The 20,693-nt window shown below is 73.3% G+C and carries 18 protein-coding genes; 7 read left to right on the forward strand and 11 right to left on the reverse strand.

The window, feature by feature from the left end; all coding sequences use genetic code 11:
- Nucleotides 1-208 precede the first annotated feature (208 nt).
- The 5 genes from Sspor_RS09525 to Sspor_RS41325 all read right to left on the reverse strand — a co-directional run bounded on the left by Sspor_RS09525 (nt 209) and on the right by Sspor_RS41325 (nt 7,626).
- Nucleotides 209-3,232 carry an alpha-mannosidase gene (locus Sspor_RS09525; RefSeq protein ID WP_202198653.1) on the reverse strand — a complete coding sequence of 1,008 codons (3,024 nt, stop codon included), beginning with the start codon at nt 3,230-3,232 and terminating at the stop codon, nt 209-211.
- A 77-nt stretch (nt 3,233-3,309) separates the two neighbouring features.
- Nucleotides 3,310-4,173 (reverse strand): carbohydrate ABC transporter permease, encoded by an 864-nt coding sequence (locus Sspor_RS09530; protein WP_202198654.1) that lies wholly within the window; start codon nt 4,171-4,173, stop codon nt 3,310-3,312.
- Nucleotides 4,170-5,063: a carbohydrate ABC transporter permease gene (locus Sspor_RS09535; RefSeq protein ID WP_202203571.1), complete on the reverse strand. Its 894-nt coding sequence runs from the start codon at nt 5,061-5,063 to the stop codon at nt 4,170-4,172. The genes Sspor_RS09530 and Sspor_RS09535 overlap by 4 nt, the downstream gene beginning before the upstream one ends.
- 101 nt (nt 5,064-5,164) lie before the next feature.
- A complete protein-coding gene (locus tag Sspor_RS09540; protein WP_237403777.1) occupies nt 5,165-6,499 on the reverse strand; it encodes an ABC transporter substrate-binding protein in 1,335 nt (444 codons plus the stop codon).
- A 335-nt stretch (nt 6,500-6,834) separates the two neighbouring features.
- Nucleotides 6,835-7,626 carry a VOC family protein gene (locus Sspor_RS41325; RefSeq protein ID WP_308445534.1) on the reverse strand — a complete coding sequence of 264 codons (792 nt, stop codon included), beginning with the start codon at nt 7,624-7,626 and terminating at the stop codon, nt 6,835-6,837.
- Nucleotides 7,627-7,846: 220 nt separating this feature from the next.
- Here Sspor_RS41325 and Sspor_RS09550 point away from each other — a divergent pair, with 220 nt between their 5' ends.
- The 3 genes from Sspor_RS09550 to Sspor_RS09560 all read left to right on the forward strand — a co-directional run bounded on the left by Sspor_RS09550 (nt 7,847) and on the right by Sspor_RS09560 (nt 9,066).
- Nucleotides 7,847-8,137 carry a hypothetical protein gene (locus tag Sspor_RS09550; RefSeq protein WP_202198655.1) on the forward strand — a complete coding sequence of 97 codons (291 nt, stop codon included), beginning with the start codon at nt 7,847-7,849 and terminating at the stop codon, nt 8,135-8,137.
- Nucleotides 8,138-8,146: 9 nt separating this feature from the next.
- Entirely contained in the window at nt 8,147-8,515 is a 369-nt protein-coding gene (locus Sspor_RS09555; protein ID WP_202198656.1) for a VOC family protein, read from the forward strand.
- A gap of 131 nt (nt 8,516-8,646) precedes the next feature.
- Nucleotides 8,647-9,066, forward strand: a complete 420-nt coding sequence (locus Sspor_RS09560; RefSeq protein ID WP_202198657.1) for a helix-turn-helix domain-containing protein — start codon at nt 8,647-8,649, stop codon at nt 9,064-9,066.
- Between the two features lie 23 nt (nt 9,067-9,089).
- Here the strand turns inward: Sspor_RS09560 and Sspor_RS09565 are convergent, their stop codons facing one another.
- A complete protein-coding gene (locus Sspor_RS09565; RefSeq protein WP_202198658.1) occupies nt 9,090-9,455 on the reverse strand; it encodes a hypothetical protein in 366 nt (121 codons plus the stop codon).
- 189 nt (nt 9,456-9,644) lie between these two features.
- Between Sspor_RS09565 and Sspor_RS09570 the strand changes: the two genes are divergently transcribed.
- A complete protein-coding gene (locus tag Sspor_RS09570; protein WP_237403778.1) occupies nt 9,645-10,115 on the forward strand; it encodes a universal stress protein in 471 nt (156 codons plus the stop codon).
- An 82-nt stretch (nt 10,116-10,197) separates the two neighbouring features.
- Here Sspor_RS09570 and Sspor_RS09575 read toward each other — a convergent pair whose 3' ends face one another.
- Nucleotides 10,198-11,148: a serine/threonine dehydratase gene (locus tag Sspor_RS09575; protein ID WP_202198660.1), complete on the reverse strand. Its 951-nt coding sequence runs from the start codon at nt 11,146-11,148 to the stop codon at nt 10,198-10,200.
- A gap of 14 nt (nt 11,149-11,162) precedes the next feature.
- Complete coding sequence (locus Sspor_RS09580; protein ID WP_202198661.1) at nt 11,163-11,855, reverse strand: TetR/AcrR family transcriptional regulator; 693 nt, start codon at nt 11,853-11,855, stop codon at nt 11,163-11,165.
- 156 nt (nt 11,856-12,011) lie between these two features.
- Here Sspor_RS09580 and Sspor_RS09585 point away from each other — a divergent pair, with 156 nt between their 5' ends.
- Both Sspor_RS09585 and Sspor_RS09590 read left to right on the forward strand, forming a co-directional pair.
- Nucleotides 12,012-13,688: a ricin-type beta-trefoil lectin domain protein gene (locus tag Sspor_RS09585; RefSeq protein ID WP_237403779.1), complete on the forward strand. Its 1,677-nt coding sequence runs from the start codon at nt 12,012-12,014 to the stop codon at nt 13,686-13,688.
- Between the two features lie 19 nt (nt 13,689-13,707).
- Nucleotides 13,708-16,011 carry an alpha-N-acetylglucosaminidase gene (locus Sspor_RS09590; RefSeq protein WP_202198662.1) on the forward strand — a complete coding sequence of 768 codons (2,304 nt, stop codon included), beginning with the start codon at nt 13,708-13,710 and terminating at the stop codon, nt 16,009-16,011.
- A 58-nt stretch (nt 16,012-16,069) separates the two neighbouring features.
- On the opposite strand, the gene Sspor_RS09595 is transcribed toward Sspor_RS09590, so the two are convergent.
- Complete coding sequence (locus Sspor_RS09595) at nt 16,070-16,324, reverse strand: hypothetical protein (protein WP_202198663.1); 255 nt, start codon at nt 16,322-16,324, stop codon at nt 16,070-16,072.
- A gap of 30 nt (nt 16,325-16,354) precedes the next feature.
- Between Sspor_RS09595 and Sspor_RS09600 the strand changes: the two genes are divergently transcribed.
- Nucleotides 16,355-17,950 carry a molybdopterin-dependent oxidoreductase gene (locus Sspor_RS09600; RefSeq protein ID WP_237403780.1) on the forward strand — a complete coding sequence of 532 codons (1,596 nt, stop codon included), beginning with the start codon at nt 16,355-16,357 and terminating at the stop codon, nt 17,948-17,950.
- A 16-nt stretch (nt 17,951-17,966) separates the two neighbouring features.
- On the opposite strand, the gene Sspor_RS09605 is transcribed toward Sspor_RS09600, so the two are convergent.
- Both Sspor_RS09605 and Sspor_RS40465 read right to left on the reverse strand, forming a co-directional pair.
- The gene (locus tag Sspor_RS09605) at nt 17,967-19,238 is read right to left on the reverse strand and encodes a cytochrome P450 family protein (protein ID WP_237403781.1); all 1,272 of its coding nucleotides are present in this window, start codon (nt 19,236-19,238) and stop codon (nt 17,967-17,969) included.
- Between the two features lie 91 nt (nt 19,239-19,329).
- Nucleotides 19,330-20,646: an Ig domain-containing protein gene (locus Sspor_RS40465; RefSeq protein WP_237403782.1), complete on the reverse strand. Its 1,317-nt coding sequence runs from the start codon at nt 20,644-20,646 to the stop codon at nt 19,330-19,332.
- Nucleotides 20,647-20,693: the final 47 nt, after the last annotated feature.

Below are 20,693 nucleotides of genomic sequence, written 5' to 3' on the forward strand. Positions count from 1 at the left end.
GCACTGCTACGACCTGGAGCTGGAACGGCACGTCGCGCTCAAGACCATCCACGGCGGCGCTGGCGCATCTGTACCCCACTCTGCTGGACGTGCTCGGCAGCGAGGCTCCCCCGACCGCCGCGGCGCACCACGCGCTCGTCCGCATCCGCCGGACCGGCTGAACGGCGGTGGGGAGGGTGCTGCAGCAGGCCCCCCTCCCCACCGGCCGTCAGGCGCGGTGCAGGCGGACCGTCACGATCTGGAAGGGGCGCAGGGTGAGCGGGACGGTGTTCTCCGGGGTGACCACGCCCACCGCCGTGCCCGTCAGGGGGCGTTCGAGGAGGTCGCTCTCCACGGCCGCCGCCACGGGGAAGTCCGCGGTGAGGGTGGCCCGGGCGCGGCCGCCCAGGGACTCGTAGAGGCGGACGATCACGTCACCGCTGCGGTCCTCGGCCAGCTTGACCGCCTCGACCACCACCGCGTCCTCGTCGACGGCGACCAGCGGGGCGACCGGGCCCGCGCCGCGGACCACCCGCTCGGGCAGGTTCAGGGCGTGGCCCTCGCGGACCGCGTCCCCGATCCCGGCGCCGGGCGCCAGCGAGAACCGCAGGGTGTGGGAGCCCTGGTCCGTCTCCGGGTCCGGGTAGCGCGGGGCGCGCAGCAGGGAGAGCCGCACCGTGGTGGTCTGGCCGCCGTCGGCCCGTACGTCCCGGGTCACGTCGTGCCCGTACGTGGAGTCGTTGAGCAGGGCCACCCCCCAGCCGGGCTCCTCTGCGTGGATCCAGCGGTGGGCGCAGATCTCGAACTTGGCCGCCTCCCAGGAGGTGTTGGTGTGGGTGGCCCGGTGGACGTGTCCGAACTGGGTCTCGGAGGCGGTCCGTTCCGCCTTCACGTCCAGCGGGAAGGCGGCCTTGAGGAACTTCTCCGTCTCGTGCCAGTCCACGTCCGTGACGATGTCGACCGTCCTGGCCCCGGCCCGCAGGGTGATCTGCTGGACCGCCCGCGACCGCCCGAAGGAGCGGGTCACGCGTACGGTCGCCGACCGCGGGCCGCTCCCGGTGACCTCCAGCCGGTCCAGCTCGACGAGGTCGGTGACCCGGTTGCGGTAGAACTCGTCGATGTCCCAGGCGTCCCACATGTTCGGGAAATCGGGGTGGATCTGGAGCAGATTCGCCGCGGCGCCCGGCGCGACGCTCTCGCGGCGCGCCTCCAGGTCGTAGACGGAGACGATCAGGCCGCGGCCGTCGATCTCCACCAGCAGCCGGCCGTTGGCGAGGATGTGCCCGCCGCCGTGCCGCTCCTCGGCCGTGACCGGCTCCCCCGCCCCGGCCGGGCGGCCCGCTCCCCCGGCCGGGACCCCGCGCCGGGCGTGCGGGGCGCAGTTGAAGACGAGCTCCACGGCGCCCTGGCCCGCCAGTGCCTGCTGCGCGGCGAGGGTGATCCCGCGGAGCTCCTCGCGTACCGCCCCGTACGTCTCGCGTGCCTCGCGGTGCACCCAGGCGATGGACGAGCCGGGGAGGATGTCGTGGAACTGGTGGAGCAGCACCGTCTTCCAGACCCGCTCCAGGTCCTGGTACGGGTACGCGTACCCCTCGATCCGCACCGCGGCCGTCGCCGCCCACAGTTCGGCCTCGCGCAGCAGTGACTCGCTGCGCCGGTTGCCCTGCTTGGTCTTGGCCTGGGAGGTGTAGGTGCCGCGGTGCAGCTCCAGGTACAGCTCACCGGCCCAGACGGGCGCGTCCCCGTACTCGGCGTGGGCCTTCTCGAAGAAGGCGTCCGGGCGCTCGATCCGGACCTTCGGGGAGCCTTCCAGGTCGCGCTGGCGGCGGGCGCGGGCGAGGTGCTCGCGGGTGGGGCCGCCTCCGCCGTCGCCCCAGCCGAAGGGGACGAGCGAGCGCGAACCGTGGCCCTTCTCGCGGTAGTTGCGGGCGGCGTGGGCCAGCTGGGCGCCGCCGAGATCGGAGTTGTAGGTGTCGACGGGCGGGAAGTGCGTGAAGACGCGCGTGCCGTCGATGCCCTCCCACCAGAAGGTGTGGTGGGGGAACTTGTTGGTCTGGGACCAGCAGATCTTCTGGGTCAGGAACCACTTGGAGCCGGAGAGCTTGACGATCTGCGGCATCGCGGCGGTGTAGCCGAAGGAGTCGGGGAGCCAGACGTTCTGCGTCTCGATGCCGAACTCGTCGAGGAAGAACTTCTTGCCGTAGAGGAACTGGCGGACCATGGCCTCGCCGCCGACCATGTTGGTGTCGGACTCCACCCACATGCCGCCGACCGGTACGAACTGACCCTCCGCGATCTTCTTCTTGATCCGTTCGAACAGCTCGGGCCGGTAGGTCTTGATCCAGTCGAGCTGCTGCGCCTGCGACATCGCGAAGACGAACTCGGGGTGCTGGTCCATCAGGCCGACCATGTTGGAGGCGGTGCGCGCGACCTTGCGGACCGTCTCGCGCAGCGGCCACAGCCACGCCGAGTCGATGTGGGCGTGGCCGACCGCGCTGATCCGGTGCGCGGAGGCGTTGGCCGGGGCGGCGAGCACCCCGGCCAGACACCCGCGGGCGGCGGCCGCCGTACCGGGCACGTCGCCGAGGTCGAGGGCGTCCAGCGCCGCGCCGAGGGCCCGCAGGATCTCGTGCCGGCGGGCGTCCGCGGTGTCGAGCTGGGTCATCAGGTCGTAGAGCACCTCCAGGTCCTGGACCAGCTCCCAGACCTCGGCCTCGAAGACGGTGAGCTCCATCCGGGCGAGCCGGTACAGGGGCTGGTCGCCGCTGGTCGGCAGGTCCCCCTCGTACGTGGCCGCGTGGTCGACCAGGACCGGGTTGGAGGCGGCCTCGACGTACCACTCGACCCGCTCGCCGCCCTCGGCGCGGTCGGCCACGCGCACCCAGTCGTTGTACGGGTTGAGCGCCTTGACCTCGCCGCCGTCGGCCCGGTGGACCAGGCCCTCGCACTGGAAGCCGGGCATCATCCGGTCGAAGCCGAGGTCGAGGACGGCTTCCACCGTGCGGCCGGCCCAGTCCGCGGGGACCGTACCGGTGACCTTGAACCAGGTGGTGCCCCAGGCCGGGCCCCACGGGTCGCCGATCGCGCAGGGCTCGTAGCCGGCCGCGAGCCCTTCGGCGACGGGGACGGGCTCGCCGGGGGCCTCCCAGCGCTCGACGGTCAGCGGGACCGCGCGGGAGTGGACGGCGGGCCTGACGCGCTCCGTGAGAACCCGGCGGAGGCGGTGTTCGGTGATGCTGCGGTCGTCGTGCATGACGGCTGCTCCAGGGAGGGTGGTCGGTACGGACGTAACGGCACGGGCGTATCGGTACGCAGGGCACGCGGGCCGGCTCAGGTCTTGACGGCTCCCTCGCCCACGCCCTTGAAGAAGAAACGCTGGAGGGCGAAGAAGAGGAGCATCATCGGGAGGAGCGCCGCCATCGCGCCGGCGGCGACGAGGCGCTGGTCGTTGACGGTGGTGGCGCCGGCCAGGGTCTTGAGGCCGAGCTGGAGGGTGTAGTTGTCGCTGTTCGTGAGGACCAGCAGGGGCCACAGGAAGTCGTCCCACGCGCCCATGAAGCTGGTGATGCAGACGACGGCGAGGGCGCCCTTGGCGGCGGGGAGGAAGACCCGGGTGAAGCGGGTCCATTCGCCCGCCCCGTCCAGGACCGCGGCCTCCTCGACCTCCCTGGGCACGGCGAGGAAGGCCGCCCGCATGACCATGATGTTGAGGACGGAGACCGCGCCGGGGAGCCAGACGCCGATGAGGGTGTCGACCAGGCCCATCTCGCGGACGGTGAGGAACATCGAGATCATCACGGACTCGAAGGGGAACATCAGGGTGGCCACCAGCACGGTGAAGACGACCTGGCGGCCCTTCCAGGCGGCCCGGGAGAGGGCGTAGCCGCCCATCGACGCGAAGAGCATGTTCGAGGTGATCGCGAGGACGGCGACGGTGAGGGTGTTGCCGGCGTACCGCGCCAGCGGGAAGGACTCGGCGACCCGGACGTAGTTGTCGAGGGTGGGCCGCGCGGGCAGCACGCCGTCGTACACGTTCTCGGTGCGGCCGCGTATCGAGGTCAGGAACTGCCAGACGATCGGGCCCAGCATGACCACGAGCATCAGCACCAGCGTGGCGTACCGCCCGGCCAGGCCGATCCGGCGGCGCCTGCGGGCGGCGGCGGTGCTCCGGGCGGGGGACGGCGTGCCGCTCATCGCTCGTCCCCCTTCGACAGACGGCGGCCCAGCAGGCTGAAGACCAGGGTCAGGAGGAACAGCAGGATGGAGATGGCGGAGGCGTAGCCGGTCTCGCCGGAGAAGCCGAGGCCGACCTGGCGGATCAGGAAGGGCAGGGTGCGGGCGCCGCCGCCGGGGCCGCCGCTCTCGCCGCCGAGTATGTAGATCTCGGTGAACACGCGGAGCGCCGAGATGGCGGAGAGGGTGCCGACGAGCAGCATCATCGGCTTCACCTGGGGCACGGTGATGCTGAAGAAGCGGCGGACGGGGCCCGCGCCGTCGATCGAGGCCGCTTCGTGGAGGGTGGCGGGGACGTTCCCGAGGGCCGCCAGGTAGAAGACCATGTAGTAGCCGAGGCCCTTCCACACGGTCACGATCATCGCGGAGACGAGCAGCATCGCGGAGTCCGTCAGGAACGGGACCGGCTCGGACACGAGGTGCAGCCGCCGGAAGACGGTGTTGACGAGGCCGTCGCTGCGCAGCACCCACTGCCACATCAGCCCGACGACCACGGCGGAGGCGATCACCGGGGTGTAGAAGGCGGAGCGGAAGAAGCCGATGCCGGGGATCTTCGCCTGGACGAGGACCGCGAGGGCCAGCGGCAGGAGGACCAGGCAGGGGACGACGACCACGAGGTAGAGCACGCTGTTGCCGGTCGCGACCCAGAAGTCGGGGTCGGCGAAGGCCCGCCGGTAGTTGTCGAGGCCGACGAAGCTGCCGCCGCGCAGGATCTGGGCGTCGGTGAGGGAGAGGACGACGGTGTTGACGAACGGCCAGAGGCTGAACAGCGTCACCATCACCAGGCCGGGCGCGAGGAACAGGTAGGGGGTCCACCACGCGCGGTGGGGCAGCCCGGTCTCCGCCTCCATGGCCCGCAGGGCGCGCCGCCGCCGCGCCGTTCCGCGACGCCGTTCGCGTGCCGTGCCGCCGCCCCGGACCCGGGACTCGCCGGCGGCGCCGGCGGCGCCGGTCACTTCGCGGCCGCGGCGGCGAGGAGCTTGTTCGCCTCTTCCTGGGCCTTCCGCACGGCTGTCCGGGGGTCCTGTTCGCCCTTGATGGCCTTCTGCATCTCGCGTACGACGGCGTCACCGACCTGGTTGGTCCACTGGACGGGGGTGTTGGCGTCGAGCGCGGCGGTCTTCAGCTGGTCGGCGCCGACCGCGCGGGCGAGGGTCTCCGCGTCCTTGCCGTCACCCTTGTCGGAGAAGAACGGGTCGGCGAGGCCCTGGGCGTTGGACGGGTAGATGGTGGCCTTGCGGGAGAACTCCACCTGGTTCGGGCCGTTGGTGACCCACTTGGCGAACTCGAGGGCCGCGTCCGGGTGTGCGGTGTCCTTCTTGATGCCGAGCGACTGGGCGTAGATGCCGATGTGGCCGAGCTCGCCGGTGACGGCCCCGGCGACCTGGGTCTTGGCGTAGATCTGCGGGGCGTTCTGCTTGATGTCCTTGACGAAGCCCGGGGAGCCCGGACCGAAGACGATCTTGCCGCCGCCGTAGAGCTGGTTGATGTCGTCCGACTTGAGCAGGGACTCCTTGGGCATGGCGCCCTTGGCGTACAGGTCCTTCATCCGCTCCACCCACCGGACGGCCTTGTCCGTGTCGAAGGTGAACCGGTCCCGCTTCTCGCTGAGGATCGGGATGCCCATCTTCTGCCAGTCCCCGGGCAGCCGGCCCTTGGGGTCGGCCATGAAGGCGGAGTACCGGCCGCCGGACGAGGCGGCGATCCGCTCGGCGTAGTCGAAGAACTGCTCCACGCCGGTCGGCGGCGCGGCCGGATCCAGGCCGGCCTTCTCGAAGAGCTCTCTGTTGTAGGTGAGAATCTCCGGGGTCACGTACCAGGGGTACGCGTACACGCTGTCGCCCTTGCCGGGCAGTTTGAACTGCTCCCAGGCGCCCGGCACGTACTCCTTGGCCGCCCCGCCGTCGAGGCCGGCCACGTCGGCGAGCATGCCGCGGTCGCCGAGGAGCTGGAAGGAGTCGGTGGAGAGGTTGACCACGTCGGGTAAGGCTCCGGCCTGGGCGTCCGCGACGAGCTTCTCGTTGTAGCCGTCGCCGGGGACGTCCTCCCACTTGACCTCGACGTCGGGGTACCGCTTCTCGAAGGCGTCGATGACCCCCTGTACGTAGGCGGTGAAGGTGGGCTTCAGCTGGAGGGTCCGGAAGGTGATCTCCCCGGCCACCCGGCCCGTCCGCTGCGCCTCCTTCGCGTCGGCGCCGCCGCCGCTCAGGCCGCACGCGGCGCTCGACATGAGGGTTCCCGTCGCCAGCAGGGCAACGGCAATACGGGTCGGGTTCGAACGGGTCATCGTCGCCGCCTTTGCAGAAGTCCGGCCTCGTCGCCGGAGGCGGTGCCCACGGTCGTCCGAAAGCAAGACCTCGTCAATGAGGCCGGAAGACGGCTGGCCGGTGACGCATTGGTGCCGAATGGCACGACCGTCCGGAACACACCTCGGAGGCATCGCTCGCCACCACTCCGAACTGGCCTAATGCGCTTTAGTACAAAGACGGTCGGGGATGGTATCGATTCGATAACGAAGCCGCCTGAGCGTCACATCTGACGTCAAGTCGACGGTTCGGGCCGGTCCGCACTAATGCGCTTTACCCGCACTGCGCGAAACCGCTTTACCCGGCTCCCTCGGAGTCACTTGGGCTTGTTGCGGTAGATACGGCGGCCGGCCAGGTGCGTGGTGACCGTCTCGCCCCGCCACAGCTTCCGGTCGCCGTCCATCTCGTCCGGAGCGGGCCACCGGCCGCGGCTGATGTCCGAGCGGATGCTGTCGGGCTGCAGGCCGGACGCCTCGGCGATCTCGACGACGGTGTACCGGCGGGTCGGTTCGAGCGGCGTGGCTTCCCGGGTGTGGTGCTCGCCGAAGAACCGGGCGATAGCCTCCGGGTCGAACTCGATGGTCCTGCCGCGCTTGCCGATGGCGGCCGGCCACCCGGGGTGCCGTCCCCATCGGGGATTCTCCGACAGGTAGCGGGCGCTCATGCCGTAGTGCCCGGCTATCTCCGCGTACGTGACGCCCGTGCGGCCCTCGGGAGGGACGGGGGCGCCGTTCGCCCCGCGGGAGGGGGTGACGGCCGGCCGGGCGGCCTGCTCGCCGGGGTGCGGCCGCGGCCGGACCTGGTCCGAGCCGGTCTCCGCGACGGTGAGGACGACCGTGCGGCCGTCCGGGTCGGTCAGCGTGTGCCGGCCCGGCGGCAGGAACCCGGCGCCGTTCGGCGGGGCGGTGAGCCCGAGGCGCAGGTACCCGGTCTCCGGGCGGCGCGCGGCGGGGTAGAGCTCCAGGACACCGCCGTCGGCGAGCGTCGCCGCGTAGTGCTCCGGCCCGCTGCCGTGCCGCTCGCGCACGAGGTCGAGGCCGAGGCCCCGGTAGAAGTCGCGGCAGGCGTCGAGCCGGGTCGTGTAGATCACGGCGAGTTCGAGGATCATGCTGGCGCTCCTGGTGTGTGATGACTGCGGGCGGACGGTCGACCCCGGCCCACTGCTCGCAACAGCGCGCCCTTCCAGGGCACTTGACCGCCTCGCCGCCGTACGGCAACCAGAACCCCCGTTCACGGCCGCACACTTGACTGCTCCACCCACGCGGCGCGACACGCGGCGACAAGGAAGGTCATCTTAAATTCCTACCACGACTGCGTACGCTGTCCCCATGACCGACACGACCCCGTCCGACCAGCAAGTGTTCGCTGACCTGCGCGTCTTGACCGCCGAATACGTGAGCGCGGTCCGTGCGCTCCTCGCCGGGATCGAGACGCCGGTCGCACGGGAACGGGCCGCACGGCTGTTCACCGATCAGCTGCTGCCCGATGTGGCGAAGGCGGTCAAGGCCATCCGCACCGCCGCCGTGGGCGAGCTGCGGCAGGGGCGCACCCTCAGGGAAGTGTCGGGACTGATAGGCCTGTCCGTGCCCCGGGTCGACCAACTGCTCAAGGGGAAGTGAGAAGTCGCCGTGCCCCTTCGGATGAAGCTCGCCGCGATCACGCTCGACTGCGCCGATCCCCAGGCCCTGGCCGTCTTCTACGCCCGGGCCACCGGCTTCGAGCCGCACCCGGGGTCGGACAGCGACTTCGCCGGAGTCACCCGCGAGGACGGACTGTTCCTCGGCTTCCAGCGGGTGGACGACTACCGGGCTCCGCAGTGGCCGGACCGGTTCCCGCCCCAGCAGTCGCACCTCGACTTCGCGGTGGACGACCTCGACGAGGCCGAGGCCGTGCTGGTGGAGCTGGGCGCGGGCAAGCCGGATCACCAGCCGGGCGGCGACAGGTGGCGGGTCCTCACCGACCCGGCCGGACACCCGTTCTGCCTGACCCTGGGCTGACGTCAGGCGGTCCGGCGGTCCTGGAGCGGCACGGGGCGGGCGGGTCCGCCCCCGGGACGGCCGTTCAGCCGGCGTCCGCCTTGGGTGCGCAGCGCATGCCGATGTAGCAGCAGGGTGTGCCGTCCACGAGCGTGGCGAAGACGACGGGCGTCCAGTCGCCGCCGGAGGACGGGCCGGCGCCGGAGGCGGAGCCGGCCCCGCTCTGGCAGGACCGCTTCCGGATGGTCCTCGACTCCGCCTTCCGGGAGGACAGCGTGAATCTGGAGCACGTGGCACAGCGGTTGGCGATGAGCCCGCGCACCCTCCAGCGGAGGCTGGGCGAGCTCGGCACGACCTGGCGCGAGGAGGTCGAGGCGGTGCGCCAGGAGCACACCATGGAGCTTCTGCGCGCGACCGATCTGCCGCTCCGCTCGGTCGCGGCCCAGGTCGGCTACAGCGACATGCGCGCGCTGCGCCGGGCGGTGCGCCGGTCGGAGGGGCGGGCGCCCCGGGACATCCGCAACGAGGCGGGCCTCGCGCCGACGCCGATGGGCGCCGACGCGGGCACCTGACCCGACGCCGGCGGCCCGTCCGGTCACTTCATCGGGTACCGGGTCTTCTCGGCGAGCTTGCCGTCCTTGAAGCAGAAGCGGAACACGGTCTCCTGGCCGTTCTCGGCCGCGCCGCTGGACATGTACCAGGAGCAGGAGCTGCCCTCCGGCTCGACCGGCCCGCCCTCCTTGAGGGCGACCTTGACGAAGGTGTCGCCCGACGGGAGCTTGCCGCGGACCTCGCTCTCGGCGTCCCCGGTCTTCACGGCTTCGTAGACCGCGGGGTCGACCAGGGTCTTGTCGGCTATGTCGAGGATCTTCCCCAGGCCGAAGACGACGGCCACGAGGAGGCCCACGCCGACCACCAGCGCCACCGCGCACCCGATCAGACAGCCCTTGCGCTGCGCCACGCCCGTTCCTCCATGTCGTTCGCGTCCGGCGTCGGTCGCCTGGACGCTCACACCCTCGCAAGGGGCGGGGCCCGCGGGCTGTCCTCGAAAGTCGTCGCCCGTCGCAACGATCGTCGTTCGAGGTCGGACCCGCGCTGCCGTGTATACAGGGAGGAGAGCGACTGTCCGGCGAAGCGAGAGGAACCCATGGTGAGTGAGCAGACCATCGAGCCGCTGATCGTCGTCGGCGTGGACGGGTCGAACCATTCCAAGGAGGCGCTGCGCTGGGCGGTCGCCCAGGCCGCGATGACGGGCGCCCGGGTGCACGCCGTCATGGCCTGGGAGTGGAACCGCAATCCGTTCGCCATCGGCCCGACGGCCGCCGAGACCGTCGACGCGGAGGCGGTGACGGCCGAGGAGGCGGCCCGCCGGAAGCTGGCGGACACGGTCGCCGCGGCCGTCGGCACCTCGCCCGGGGTGCCGGTGTTCCGGCGCGTCGAACAGGGCTCCCCGGCGCAGGTCCTGGTCGACGCCTCGAAGGAGGCGGACCTGATGGTGGTCGGCACCCGCGGGTACGGGGGCTTCAAGGGCGCGCTGCTGGGGTCGGTGAGCCAGCAGGTCGTGCAGTACTCCGCGGGCACGGTCGTCCTCGTCCGCGAGGGCGCGGACGAGAACGACTGACGCCCCCGCTGCCCGGAGTCCTCACACCGGTCGGCCCGCGTGCGCGAGGCCGGTCCCCCTGAGTCCTCGGGCCGTACGCGGCTCAGGTACCGGGGGCCACCAGGTCCCGGGGGTCCGTGTTGGCCCCGCAGAGGATGACGGCGACCCGGTCGCCCGGCGGCCGCGGCGCGGCGCGCAGTGCCGCAGCCGCGGTGGCCGCGCCCGCCTCGACCACGATCCGGTGCTCCTCCCAGAGCGCGCGCCGGGCGGCCGTGATCTCGGTGTCGGAGACGAGGACCGAGGTCACGTTCTCCTCCTGCGCGGCGGCCAGCGCGTCCGCCGAGACCCGGGTGGCCCCCAGGGAGTCGGCGGCGACCGATTCCACGGCCACGTCCACGACCCGGCCCGCCGCGAGGGCCGCGTTCAGGGCCCGGCAGTTCTCCGGCTCGACCGCGACCACCCGTACGCCGTGCTCGCGCGCGGCCGTGGCGACCCCGGCGAACAGTCCGCCGCCGCCGACCGCGACGACCACCGTGTCCAGCCCGGGCAGGGCGGCCCGGATCTCCTCCAGCAGGGTTCCGGCGCCCGCCGCGATGAGCGGGTGGTCGTAGGCGTGGCTGCTCAGTGCCCCGCTCTCGGCGGCGAACTCCTGGCAGGCGGCCAGCGCCTGGGCGTACCGGTCGCCGACGAGCCGCACCTCGGCCCCGTACCCGCGCAGCCGTTCCACCTTCACCCGCGGGGCGTTGGCGGGCAGGAAGACGGTCGCGGGCACGGACAGCGCGCGGGCCGCCCAGGCGCAGGCGAGCCCGGCGTTGCCGCCGGAGGCGATGGTGACACCGGCGGCCGGGACGGTGCCGGCCTCGTGGTGGGCCGCGAGGAAGTTGCGGGCGCCGCGCGCCTTGAAGGAGCCGGTGTGCTGGAGGTACTCCAGTGCGTACCAGACTCCCGCTTCGGCCGCGGGCGCCACCGCGACGGGGCGTACCCCGCCGGCGATCCGGTCGGCGGCGGCGCGGACGGCGGCGTGGTCGAGCCGCTGGGCCGGTGCTGCGGGCATGGGCTGTCTCCCCATCAGGTGCGGGTGGTGAACCGGCCGGCCCGGGCGGGTGCGGCGGGCCGGGCGGGTGCGGCGGGCCGGGCGGACTCGATCAGCTGGCGCAGGGCCCCGTAGTAGACCTCGTGGTCCGTCAGGGCGGGCAGGACGTCGGGCAGTCCGCCGGAGAGTACGGGGAACTCCGCCGGATCCAGCGCGGCCAGGGCCGCCCGTGAGGCGGCGGTGGCCGCGGCCGGGTCGCGGTGGTCGACGAAGGCCGCGCTGCCCAGGGTGAGCAGGTACATGCGGCGGTAGACGGTCATCGCCTCGGCGGGTGTCATCCCGGCGGCCACGCTGTCGGCGAGCGAGGGCTCCACGAGCCGGGCCAGCAGCTGCCGCCCGAGCCAGGGCCGGCCGCCGCGCAGCGCCAGCAGTCCGGGGTGGGCGGTGAGCAGCAGGTACAGCGCGCGGAAGCGCTGCTCGGCGGCCTGCGCCCAGTCCGTGCCGGCCGGGACCTCGGGGAGCTGCCCGGCGAGGTGCTCGGTGCACAGGTCGAGCAGGCCGGCGAGGTCGGTGCACCGGCGCTGGACGGTGGCGTGCGAGACCTCCAGCCGGTCGGCGAGGGCGCGGAAGCTCAGGTGCCCGGGCCCCTGCTCGTCGAGGATCCGCAGGGCGGCGACGGCGATGGCCTCCGGGGTCGCACGGTCCAGGGCGGCTGATCTTCTCGGCATGAGATACACCGTAACATACGACGTATCTTCACTTTCGTGTGACATCGATTGCAGCCATATTGCTGGTCATCGGCCGACAATCAGTGACTTGTGTTGACAGTGGGTAATCACCTCGGTGCACTGGGCGCACGACTGCCCCCACGTCAAGGAGACTCCGTGCCGCCTCGCCTGCGTGCGACGCTCCCCTGCCTGACCGCGGCCGCCCTGTTCACCCTCGCGCTCTCCCCCGCCCCGGTGGCGGCCGAGCCCCGGGCGACCTCGGACACCCCGCTCGCGCTCACCCCACCCATGGGCTGGAACAACTGGGCGCACTACATGTGCGACATCGACGAGGCCAAGGTGGTGGCCAACGCCGACGCGCTCGTGTCCACCGGGCTCGCCGCCAAGGGCTACGACACGGTGACCGTCGACGACTGCTGGATGACCAAGAGCCGCGACGCGCAGGGCAGTCTGGTCGTCGACACGGCGAAGTTCCCGCACGGCATGGCCTGGCTCGGCGAGTACCTGCACGCCAAGGGCCTGAAGTTCGGCATCTACGAGGACGCGGGCGCCCTCACCTGCGAGAAGTACCCGGGCAGTGGCTCCCCCCAGGGCGGCGGCGCGGACCACTACGCGCAGGACGCCCGGCAGTTCGCCTCCTGGAAGGTGGACTACGTCAAGATGGACGGCTGCAACCTCTGGGTCCCGGAGGGTGCGACCAAGGAGGAGGCCTACCGCGACGCCTACAACGCCGTCGCGAAGGCCCTGCGGGAGAGCGGCCGGGACATGGTCCTCTCGGCCTCCGCGCCCGCCTACTTCCAGCAGGGCGAATGGGGCGGCTCGGACTGGCACAAGGTCCTCGGCTGGGTCGGCGAGACCGGCCAGCTGTGGCGCGAGGGCAAGGACATCAAGGTCTACAACCCGGCCGCTCCCGCGACCTCGCGGTGGAGCGCGGTCATGGGCAACTACGGGTACAACCGCTGGCTCGGCCGGTACGCGGGCCCCGGCAACTGGAACGACCCCGACTTCCTGATCGCGGGCGCCCCGGGGCTCACGGCCGCCGAGAGCCGCAGCCAGGTCGCCCTGTGGGCCATGATGGCGTCCCCCTTCATCCTGTCGTCCGACGTCTCGAAGCTGACCCCGGCCGGCCTCACGGCCCTCGGCAACACCCGGATGATCCAGCTCGACCAGGACCCGATGGGCCGTCAGGGCTCCGTGGTCTCCTCGAACGCCACCTTCGAGATCCTGGTACGGCCCCTCGCGAACGGCGACCGCGCGGTGGCGGTGCTCAACCGCTCGGCGGCCACCCGTGACATCAGCGTGCCGCTCGACGAGATCGGCCTGACCGACTGCACGGCCGGCGCCCAGGACCTGTGGAGCGGCGCGAGCCGCGATGTCTCCGAGACGCTGACCGGCAAGGTGGCCGGGCACGACACCGGGGTCTGGCGGCTCAGCCCGCGCGGCTGCGCCGAGGCCGTACCGACCGGGCAGATCGTCGGCGACGGTGCCCGGTGCGCCGACGGCGCCAACACCACCGGCGTCGGCGCCGTGGTGATGGCCGCCTGCACCGGGGCCCCCGACCAGCGCTGGACCGTGCGCAAGGACGCGAGCCTGCGGCTGGCCGGCGAATGCCTGTCGGTCGGCGACGACCGCGTCGTGGAGTTGGCCGACTGCGCGGACCGGCCGCAGGACCAGCCCGGCCAGAGCTGGACGCAGCGCCGCGACGGAACCCTCGTCGAGGACGTCAGCGGGATGTGCCTGACGGCGCCCGCGGCCGCGACCCCGGCCGAGCGGCTGCGCCTGGCCGACTGCGGTGACCACCGGGTCGACCAGGCCTGGGCCCTGCCGGTCTGACGGCCCGGGCGACGAACGGATGAGGAACCCGACGCATCGCGGCGGGCGCGGCGCCACGAGCCGCCGCCCGCTCGCCCTCGCCGCTCTTCCCGCGGCGCTGCTGGCACTGATCTGCGCGGGGCCCGCGCCCGGGGCCACCGCCCCGGGCGCGGGGCCGCCCGCACGTGCCGGCGTACGAACCGACGCGCACCCGGGTGCCGCCCGGAGCGCGGGCAGGGCCCGCACCTTCGACGCCGCGCCCGCGCGGGACGCCCTGCGGCGGCTGCTCCCGCGCCACTGGGGGCAGTTCACCCTGGTGCCCGACACGACCGCCGGCGCCGACACCTTCACCGTGTCCGGCACCGCCGGCGCGATCACCGTGCGCGGCAGCACCGGAGGCACCCTGCTCACCGGGGTCGGCTGGTACCTCCAGCACGTCGCCGGGGTCGACATCGGCTGGCCCGGCGACAGCATCGGCATGCTGCCCGCCCGGCTGCCCGCGGTACCCGCACCGGTCACGCGCGGCGCGCAGGTCCCGCACCGGTACGCGCTGAACGACACCGACGACGGGTACTCGGGCCCGTACCGCTCCTTCGAGGAGCACCAGCGGCAGATCGACCTGCTCGCCCTGCACGGCATCAACGAGGTGTTCGTGCAGGTCGGCGCCGAGTATCCGTACTACCGGGCGCTCCAGGGGTTCGGCTACTCCCCCGAGGAGCTGCGGGAGTGGATCCCCGGCCCCGGCCACCAGAGCTGGTGGCTGCTGCAGAACCTGAGCGGATTCGGCGGCCCGGTCACCGAGCGGCTGCTGCGCGAGCGCGCCGAGCTGGGCGGGCGGATCGCCGAGCAGTTGCGCGGGCTCGGCATGACCCCGGTGCTGCCCGGCTACTTCGGCACCGTGCCGCCCGCCTTCGCCGCCCGCAACCCGGGCTCGGCCACGGTGGCGCAGGGCGACTGGGCGGGCTTCGACCGCCCGGACTGGCTGGACCCCTCCTCGCCCGTCTTCCGGAGGCTGGCCGCCGCGTACTACGCCGAGCAGCGCGAGGTGTTCGGGGACAGCACGATGTACCGGATGAGCCCGCTGCACGAGGGCGGGCAGACCGGCTCCGTCGACGTCGGAGCCGCCGCGGGCGCCATCCAGAACGCGCTGCATGCCGCGCACCCGGGCGCGCTCTGGGCGGTGCTGGGCTGGCAGGACGACCCCACCCCGGAGCTGCTGGCCGGGGTGGACACCTCGAAGCTGCTGATCCTGGACGGCCTCTCCGACCGGTACAACCGGCTGGACCGCGAGGCCCGTTGGGGCGGGGCCCCGTACGCCATGGGCACCATCTACAACTTCGGCGGGCACACCACGGTCGGCGCGAACAGCTCCGTGTGGATCGAACGGTTCGGCCCCTGGCGGGACAAGGCGAACAGCGCGCTCGCCGGGATCGCCTACCTGCCGGAGGCCACCGGGACCAATCCGGCCGCCTTCGACCTCTTCACCGATCTGGCCTGGGAGCGCGGGCCGATCGACCAGCGCACGTGGTTCGCCGACTTCGCGTCCCGCCGCTACGGCCGTCCGGACGCCGCCGCGGCCGCCGCCTGGGAGGAGCTGCGCAAGGGGCCGTACAGCACCTCCTCGGGGCTGTGGTCGGAGTCGCAGGACAGCCTGTTCACCGCCCGGCCGAGCCTGACCGCGGCGGGAGCGGCCTACTGGAGCCCCCGGTCCATGCGCTACCCCGCCGGTTCGGTGCGCAGGGCCCTGGACCACCTGCTGAAGGTTGATCCGGCGCTGCGCGGCTCCAGCGCCTACCGCTTCGACCTGGTGGACACGGCCCGGCAGGCCCTCGCCAACCACTCGCGGGTACTGCTGCCGCAGATCAGGGCGGCCTACGAGGCCAAGGACCTGACCCGCTTCCGGGCCCTGACGGCCGAGTGGCAGGACGGCGAGCGGATGCTGGACGCGGTCACCGGGTCCGACCCGGCCTTCCTCCTCGGCACCTGGCTCACCTCCGCACGCTCCCGGGGCGCGGACCGGGCCGAACAGGACCGGTACGAGTACGACGCCCGCTCGCTGCTGAGCGTGTGGGGCCGCCGCAGCACCAGCGAGGGCGGTTTCCTGCACGACTACGCGAACCGCGAGTGGAGCGGCCTGATCTCGGAGCTGTACGCGCCCCGCTGGGCGCGCTACTTCGCTTCGCTGGACGAGGCGCTGGTGAAGAAGGCCGCGCCGCGGGAGATCGACTGGCACGCCGTCGAGGCCGAGTGGGCCGGACGGACCACGCGGCACCCGGACCGGCCGAGCGGCGACCCGTACCGCCTGGCCGCACAGATCGCGGCAGCCCTGCCCCCGGCGGCCTGACGCCCGCTGATCCGCGCCACCGGCGGGCCCGGACCCCGGGCGGGCCGGCGGCGCGGATTCACCGGCCGCTGTTCCGCCCCGCCCGGGCGGCTCCGGCGGCCGCCACGCCGAGGACGGCGACCGAGGCGGCCGAGACCAGCAGGGTCCGCCTGGCTCCGAGCCCGACCACCAGCGGGCCGCCCAGCGCGGTGCCGAGCGGCACCGCGAGCACCGGCATGAAGACCCCGAAGGCGGCGACGATGCCGGTCGTCGTCGGCCGTACCAGGGCGTCCGCGTCGGCGCCGGCGGCGGCGGTGCGGCACGGCGGCGGCACGGGAGTGACCGGGCGCGGGACACTGGCCCTGTGGAGTCAGACCCGAGCCGGTCCGTGCGGACGAGCCGTGCGACGGGCGCCGTCAGCGGGATCGTCGCGGCCGTCGCCGGACTGGCGTCCGCGCAGCTGGCCGCGGCCGCGGGCCGGCCCGAGGCCTCTCCGGTCACGGCCGTCGGCGGAGCCGTGGTCGACCTGACGCCGGTCGCCGTCCGGGAATGGGCCATCCGGCTGTTCGGTACTTCCGACAAGCTGGTGCTGGGCCTCGGCATCCTCGCCGTCCTGGCCGCGGTCGCGGTCGGCACCGGGCTGCTCGCCGTACGCCACCTCCCCGCCGCGATCGCCGTCACGAGCGGGTTCGGGCTGGTGGGGGCGCTGGCCGCGCTCAGCCGGCCGGAGGGATCGTGGCAGGACGCACTGCCCTCGCTGGTGGGCGCACTGGTCTCGGCCGGGGTGCTGTACCTCCTGGTCACGGCCGCAAGGCGGAGCCGCCCGGCCGGCGCCGGCGCCTCGCAGGGCGGGGCCGGGCCGATGGACCGGCGTGGCTTCGGCCGCCTGGTGGTCGCCGTCCTGGCGGCGTCGGCGGGTGTCGGCCTCGGGGCACGGCGTCTGGGTGCGCACGGCAGCGCCGACGCCACCGCCTCCCGGGCCCGCTTCGTCCTCCCCCGGCCCACCCTGCCGGCGCCGCCGGTGCCCGCCGGGGCGGACCTGCGGGTGCCCGGGCTCGGCCCCTTCCTCACCCCGGACGCGGACTTCTACCGGGTGGACACCGCCCTGGTCGTGCCGCGCGTGGACGCCGACACCTGGCGGCTGCGCATCCACGGGGAGGGGGTGACCCGGCCCATGACGCTGGATCTGCGCCGGCTCCTCGCCCGCCCGGTGGTCGAGCACGACATCACCCTCACCTGTGTCTCCAACGAGGTCGGCGGCCCGTACGCGGGCAACGCCCGCTGGCTCGGTGTACGCCTCGGGGACCTGCTGCGCGAGGCGGGGGTGCGGCCCCCGTCCGAGGGCGGGCCCGCCGACCAGCTGGTGGCACGCTCGGTGGACGGCATGACGATCGGCACGCCGGTCGAGACCGTCATGGACGGCCGGGCGGCACTGCTGGCCGTCGGCATGAACGGGCAGCCCCTGCCCTTCGCCCACGGTTTCCCGGTCCGGATGGTCGTACCGGGCCTGTACGGGTACGTCTCCGCCTGCAAGTGGATCGCCGAGCTGCGGCTGACCACCTTCGCCGCCTACGACGCGTACTGGGTGCGCAGGTCCTGGGCCCAGCAGGCGACGGTCAAGACGCAGTCGCGGATCGACACCCCGCGCCCGTACGCCGACCTGGCGCCGGGCCGGGTGGCCGTCGCCGGGGTGGCGTGGGCCCAGCACCGCGGGATCGCCCGGGTGCAGGTACGGGTGGACGGCGGCCCCTGGCAGGAGGCACGGCTCGGGGCGGCGGACGGCGTGGACACCTGGCGGCAGTGGGTGTGGCCGTGGGAGGCGACTCCCGGACAGCACACCCTGGAGGTCCGCGCCACGGACGGCACGGGCGCGGTCCAGACGGGGGTCCGCACCGGGACCGTGCCGGACGGGGCGACGGGCTGGCACGCGGTGGACGTACGCGTCAGGGCCCTGCCCTGACCCTCCTTGTCCCCGGTCAGGCGGGGCGGGCGAGGCGGACGGGCAGGAACCGGACGTTGTTGCTGATGAAGCTGTTCTGGTACGGGAGCTCGGCGTCCGGGACCGCGAGGTCGAGGTCGGGGAAGCGGGTGAAGAGCCGCTCCAGGGCGATCGTGGCCTCCAGCCGGGCGAGCGGGGCGCCGGTGCAGTAGTGGGCGCCGTGGCCGAAGGCGAGGCTGCGGGCGGCAGTGGCGCGGGTGATGTCGAAGCGGTCGGCGTCCGGGCCGTGGAACGACTCGTCGCGGCCCGCCGCGCTGTACCCGGCGAGCACCGGGGTGCCCTGCCGGATGACGGTCCCGTCGACGGTCAGGTCGCGGGTGGGGTAGCGGAAGGGGAACCAGCTGACCGGGGTGTCCCAGCGCAGGGTCTCGTCCACCACGTCCGACCAGGTGGCCTTGCCCTCCAGGACCTGCGCGAGCTGGTCGCGGTGGGCGCACAGGGCCCGGACCGCGTTGACTATGAGGTTGAGGGTGGTCTCGTGGCCCGCGACGAGCATCAGCCGCATGGTGCCGATGAGTTCGAGCTCGGTGAGCCGGTCTCCGTCGTCCGCGCGGGCGGCGATCAGCGCACTGGTGAGGTCCTCGCCGGGTTCCGCGGCGCGGGCGGCCGCGATCGTCGAGGTGAGGGCCATGAGTTCCTGCAGGGAGGCCATCTTCTCGGCCGGGGTGAGGTCGGTGGCGATGACGACCTTGTTGGTCAGATGGTGCAGCCGGCCCCGGTGCTCGGGGTCCACGCCGAGCAGCTCGCAGATGACGTTCATCGGGAGCGGGAGGGCGAAGTGCTCGTACAGGTCGGCGGTCCCGTCGGGGGACGCGGCCGCTGCCCGTCCGAGGTCGTCGAGGAGTCCGGCGGTGAGCTCCTCGACGCGCGGCCGGAGCCGTTCCACCTGGCGGACGGTGAAGGCCTTGCCGACGAGCGCGCGCAGGCGGCGGTGGTCGGCGCCGTCCGCGGTGTGCATGCCCAGGGCGTTGGAGAAGACGCGCAGCGGCCAGTCGGCGGGGATGGTGCCGTCGTGCAGGGCCGGGAAGTGCCGGGCGCCCTTGGCCACTTCGGGGTGGGCGAGGAACTCCTTCAGCGCGTCGTGCCCCAGGACGACCGCCCCGGGGACTCCGCCGGGGAGCACGACCTCCGCCACCGCACCGTGCTCGGCGCGCAGCCGGGCGTTGAGGGCGTGCGGGCAGCCGCCGGCGGGGTCGATGACGTGCGGGGCGCGGGGGCCCTGCGGGGCGGGTGAGATGTGGGACGACAAGCCGGTTCTCCTGACCTGATGGACGGAACTCGGTCAACAGTGCGGCCTGGGGCACGGGTTGGACAAGTCCCGTCCCCGCGCGGCGCTGTCGTCAGAACCAGTTGACGGTCAGGGTGAAGGCGGCTCCCGCGGTGGCTCCGGTGGCATCGCTCGCGGTGGCGGTGACCTGGAAGGCCCCGCTGCCCCAGGGCTTGCCGCCGATCCGGCCGGAGGCGCTGTCGAGGGTCAGGCCCCAGGGCAGACCCGTGGCGGCGTACCGGACCGGGGGCTTCGCCCCGGTGGTGGCGAGCTGGACGGTGCAGGACTGGTTGAACTTGCACGTCTGCGGGCCGGGGTCGGTGAACTTCAGCCCGCCGGGAGTGGGGGTCGGGGTGGGCGTGGGGGTCGGGGTGGGCGTGGGCGTGGGGGTCGGGGTCGGCGTGGGCGTGGGGGTCGGGGTCGGCGTGGGCGTGGGGGTCGGGGTCGGCGTGGGCGTGGTGCCGCAGCCCGGGGTGGCCTCCGGTGGCAGCGGGACCCGCCAGATCTGCGTGTCGTTCTCCGAACCGACGAGCAGGTTTGCGCAGTCGGCGTACGTCACCGTCTCCCCCTGCGACTGGGCCGGGAGGGCGACGTCCGCGAGCTTGGCCCCGGCCGTGTCGTACACCGAGGCGGTGTTGGCGCCCAGCGGCCCACCGCTGCGCAGGGTGTACGAGGCTCCCGTCGGCGAGAAGGCGCCGTCGGTGGCGAACACCGGGCCGGGCCGGACCGCGGTGAGGGTGTTGACCTGGCCGGTCACCGGTGGCAGCGGCGCCTGGTACAGCCGGCCGGCGGCTCCGACGAGCTTGCTGGCGATGGAGAGGCGGCCGGTCACGGGATCGGCGAGCAGGGACTCGGCGTCGTGCCTGCCGTCGGCGTAGGAGAAGCGGTACGTCACGGGTGTGACCGTGGCATCGGTGAGCTGATCGGGCTCGGCGAACCGGTGCACGGTGATCTCCGCGCGCCCGCTGAGGTTGTCCCCGATGTCGCCGACCAGGATCGCCGGGCCGCCGGCCGGGTCCGTGCCGAGCGCCAGGCCTTCCCAGTCGGTGTTGCCGACACCGGCGACGGTGAAGGTGGCCAGCAGCCGGCCGGTGGCGCTGTTGCAGTCGACGGCGAAGACCTGAGGGGTGTTGCCGCTGTCGTTGATGGCGTAGAAGACCCCGGGATGCCGGCGGCTCATGGCCAGGCCGCTGAGTTCGGCGAGGCCGCCGGGGAGGGTGCACTTCTTCTCGGGCGCCGACGCTGCGGCGGCGGCCGCCGGGGGGACGGAGCCGGCGGTGGACGCGGCAGAGGCGGTGGCGGTGGCCGTCCAGGCGAGTACGGGCAGGATCGCGGCGAGGACCGCGGTCGCGAGGGCCGCGGCCCATGGAGGTGTCAGGAGTCGGGACATGCGCACAATGTGAGGGGACATCGGTCGGCGTGCCAGACCCGGCCCCC

This window comes from Streptomyces spororaveus (assembly GCF_016755875.1).
GTDB lineage: Bacteria > Actinomycetota > Actinomycetes > Streptomycetales > Streptomycetaceae > Streptomyces > Streptomyces spororaveus.

Bases quoted from the DNA above. Each gene is read 5' to 3' on its own strand.
- Sspor_RS09530 (WP_202198654.1), bottom strand. From the start codon at position 4,173: ATGAGCGGCACGCCGTCCCCCGCCCGGAGCACCGCCGCCGCCCGCAGG.
- Sspor_RS09535 (WP_202203571.1), bottom strand. From the start codon at position 5,063: ATGGAGGCGGAGACCGGGCTGCCCCACCGCGCGTGGTGGACCCCCTAC.
- Sspor_RS09550 (WP_202198655.1), top strand. From the start codon at position 7,847: ATGACCGACACGACCCCGTCCGACCAGCAAGTGTTCGCTGACCTGCGC.
- Sspor_RS09575 (WP_202198660.1), bottom strand. From the start codon at position 11,148: ATGCCCGCAGCACCGGCCCAGCGGCTCGACCACGCCGCCGTCCGCGCC.
- Sspor_RS09540 (WP_237403777.1), bottom strand. From the start codon at position 6,499: ATGACCCGTTCGAACCCGACCCGTATTGCCGTTGCCCTGCTGGCGACG.
- Sspor_RS41325 (WP_308445534.1), bottom strand. From the start codon at position 7,626: ATGATCCTCGAACTCGCCGTGATCTACACGACCCGGCTCGACGCCTGC.
- Sspor_RS40465 (WP_237403782.1), bottom strand. From the start codon at position 20,646: ATGTCCCGACTCCTGACACCTCCATGGGCCGCGGCCCTCGCGACCGCG.
- Sspor_RS09590 (WP_202198662.1), top strand. From the start codon at position 13,708: ATGAGGAACCCGACGCATCGCGGCGGGCGCGGCGCCACGAGCCGCCGC.
- Sspor_RS09580 (WP_202198661.1), bottom strand. From the start codon at position 11,855: ATGCCGAGAAGATCAGCCGCCCTGGACCGTGCGACCCCGGAGGCCATC.
- Sspor_RS09525 (WP_202198653.1), bottom strand. From the start codon at position 3,232: ATGCACGACGACCGCAGCATCACCGAACACCGCCTCCGCCGGGTTCTC.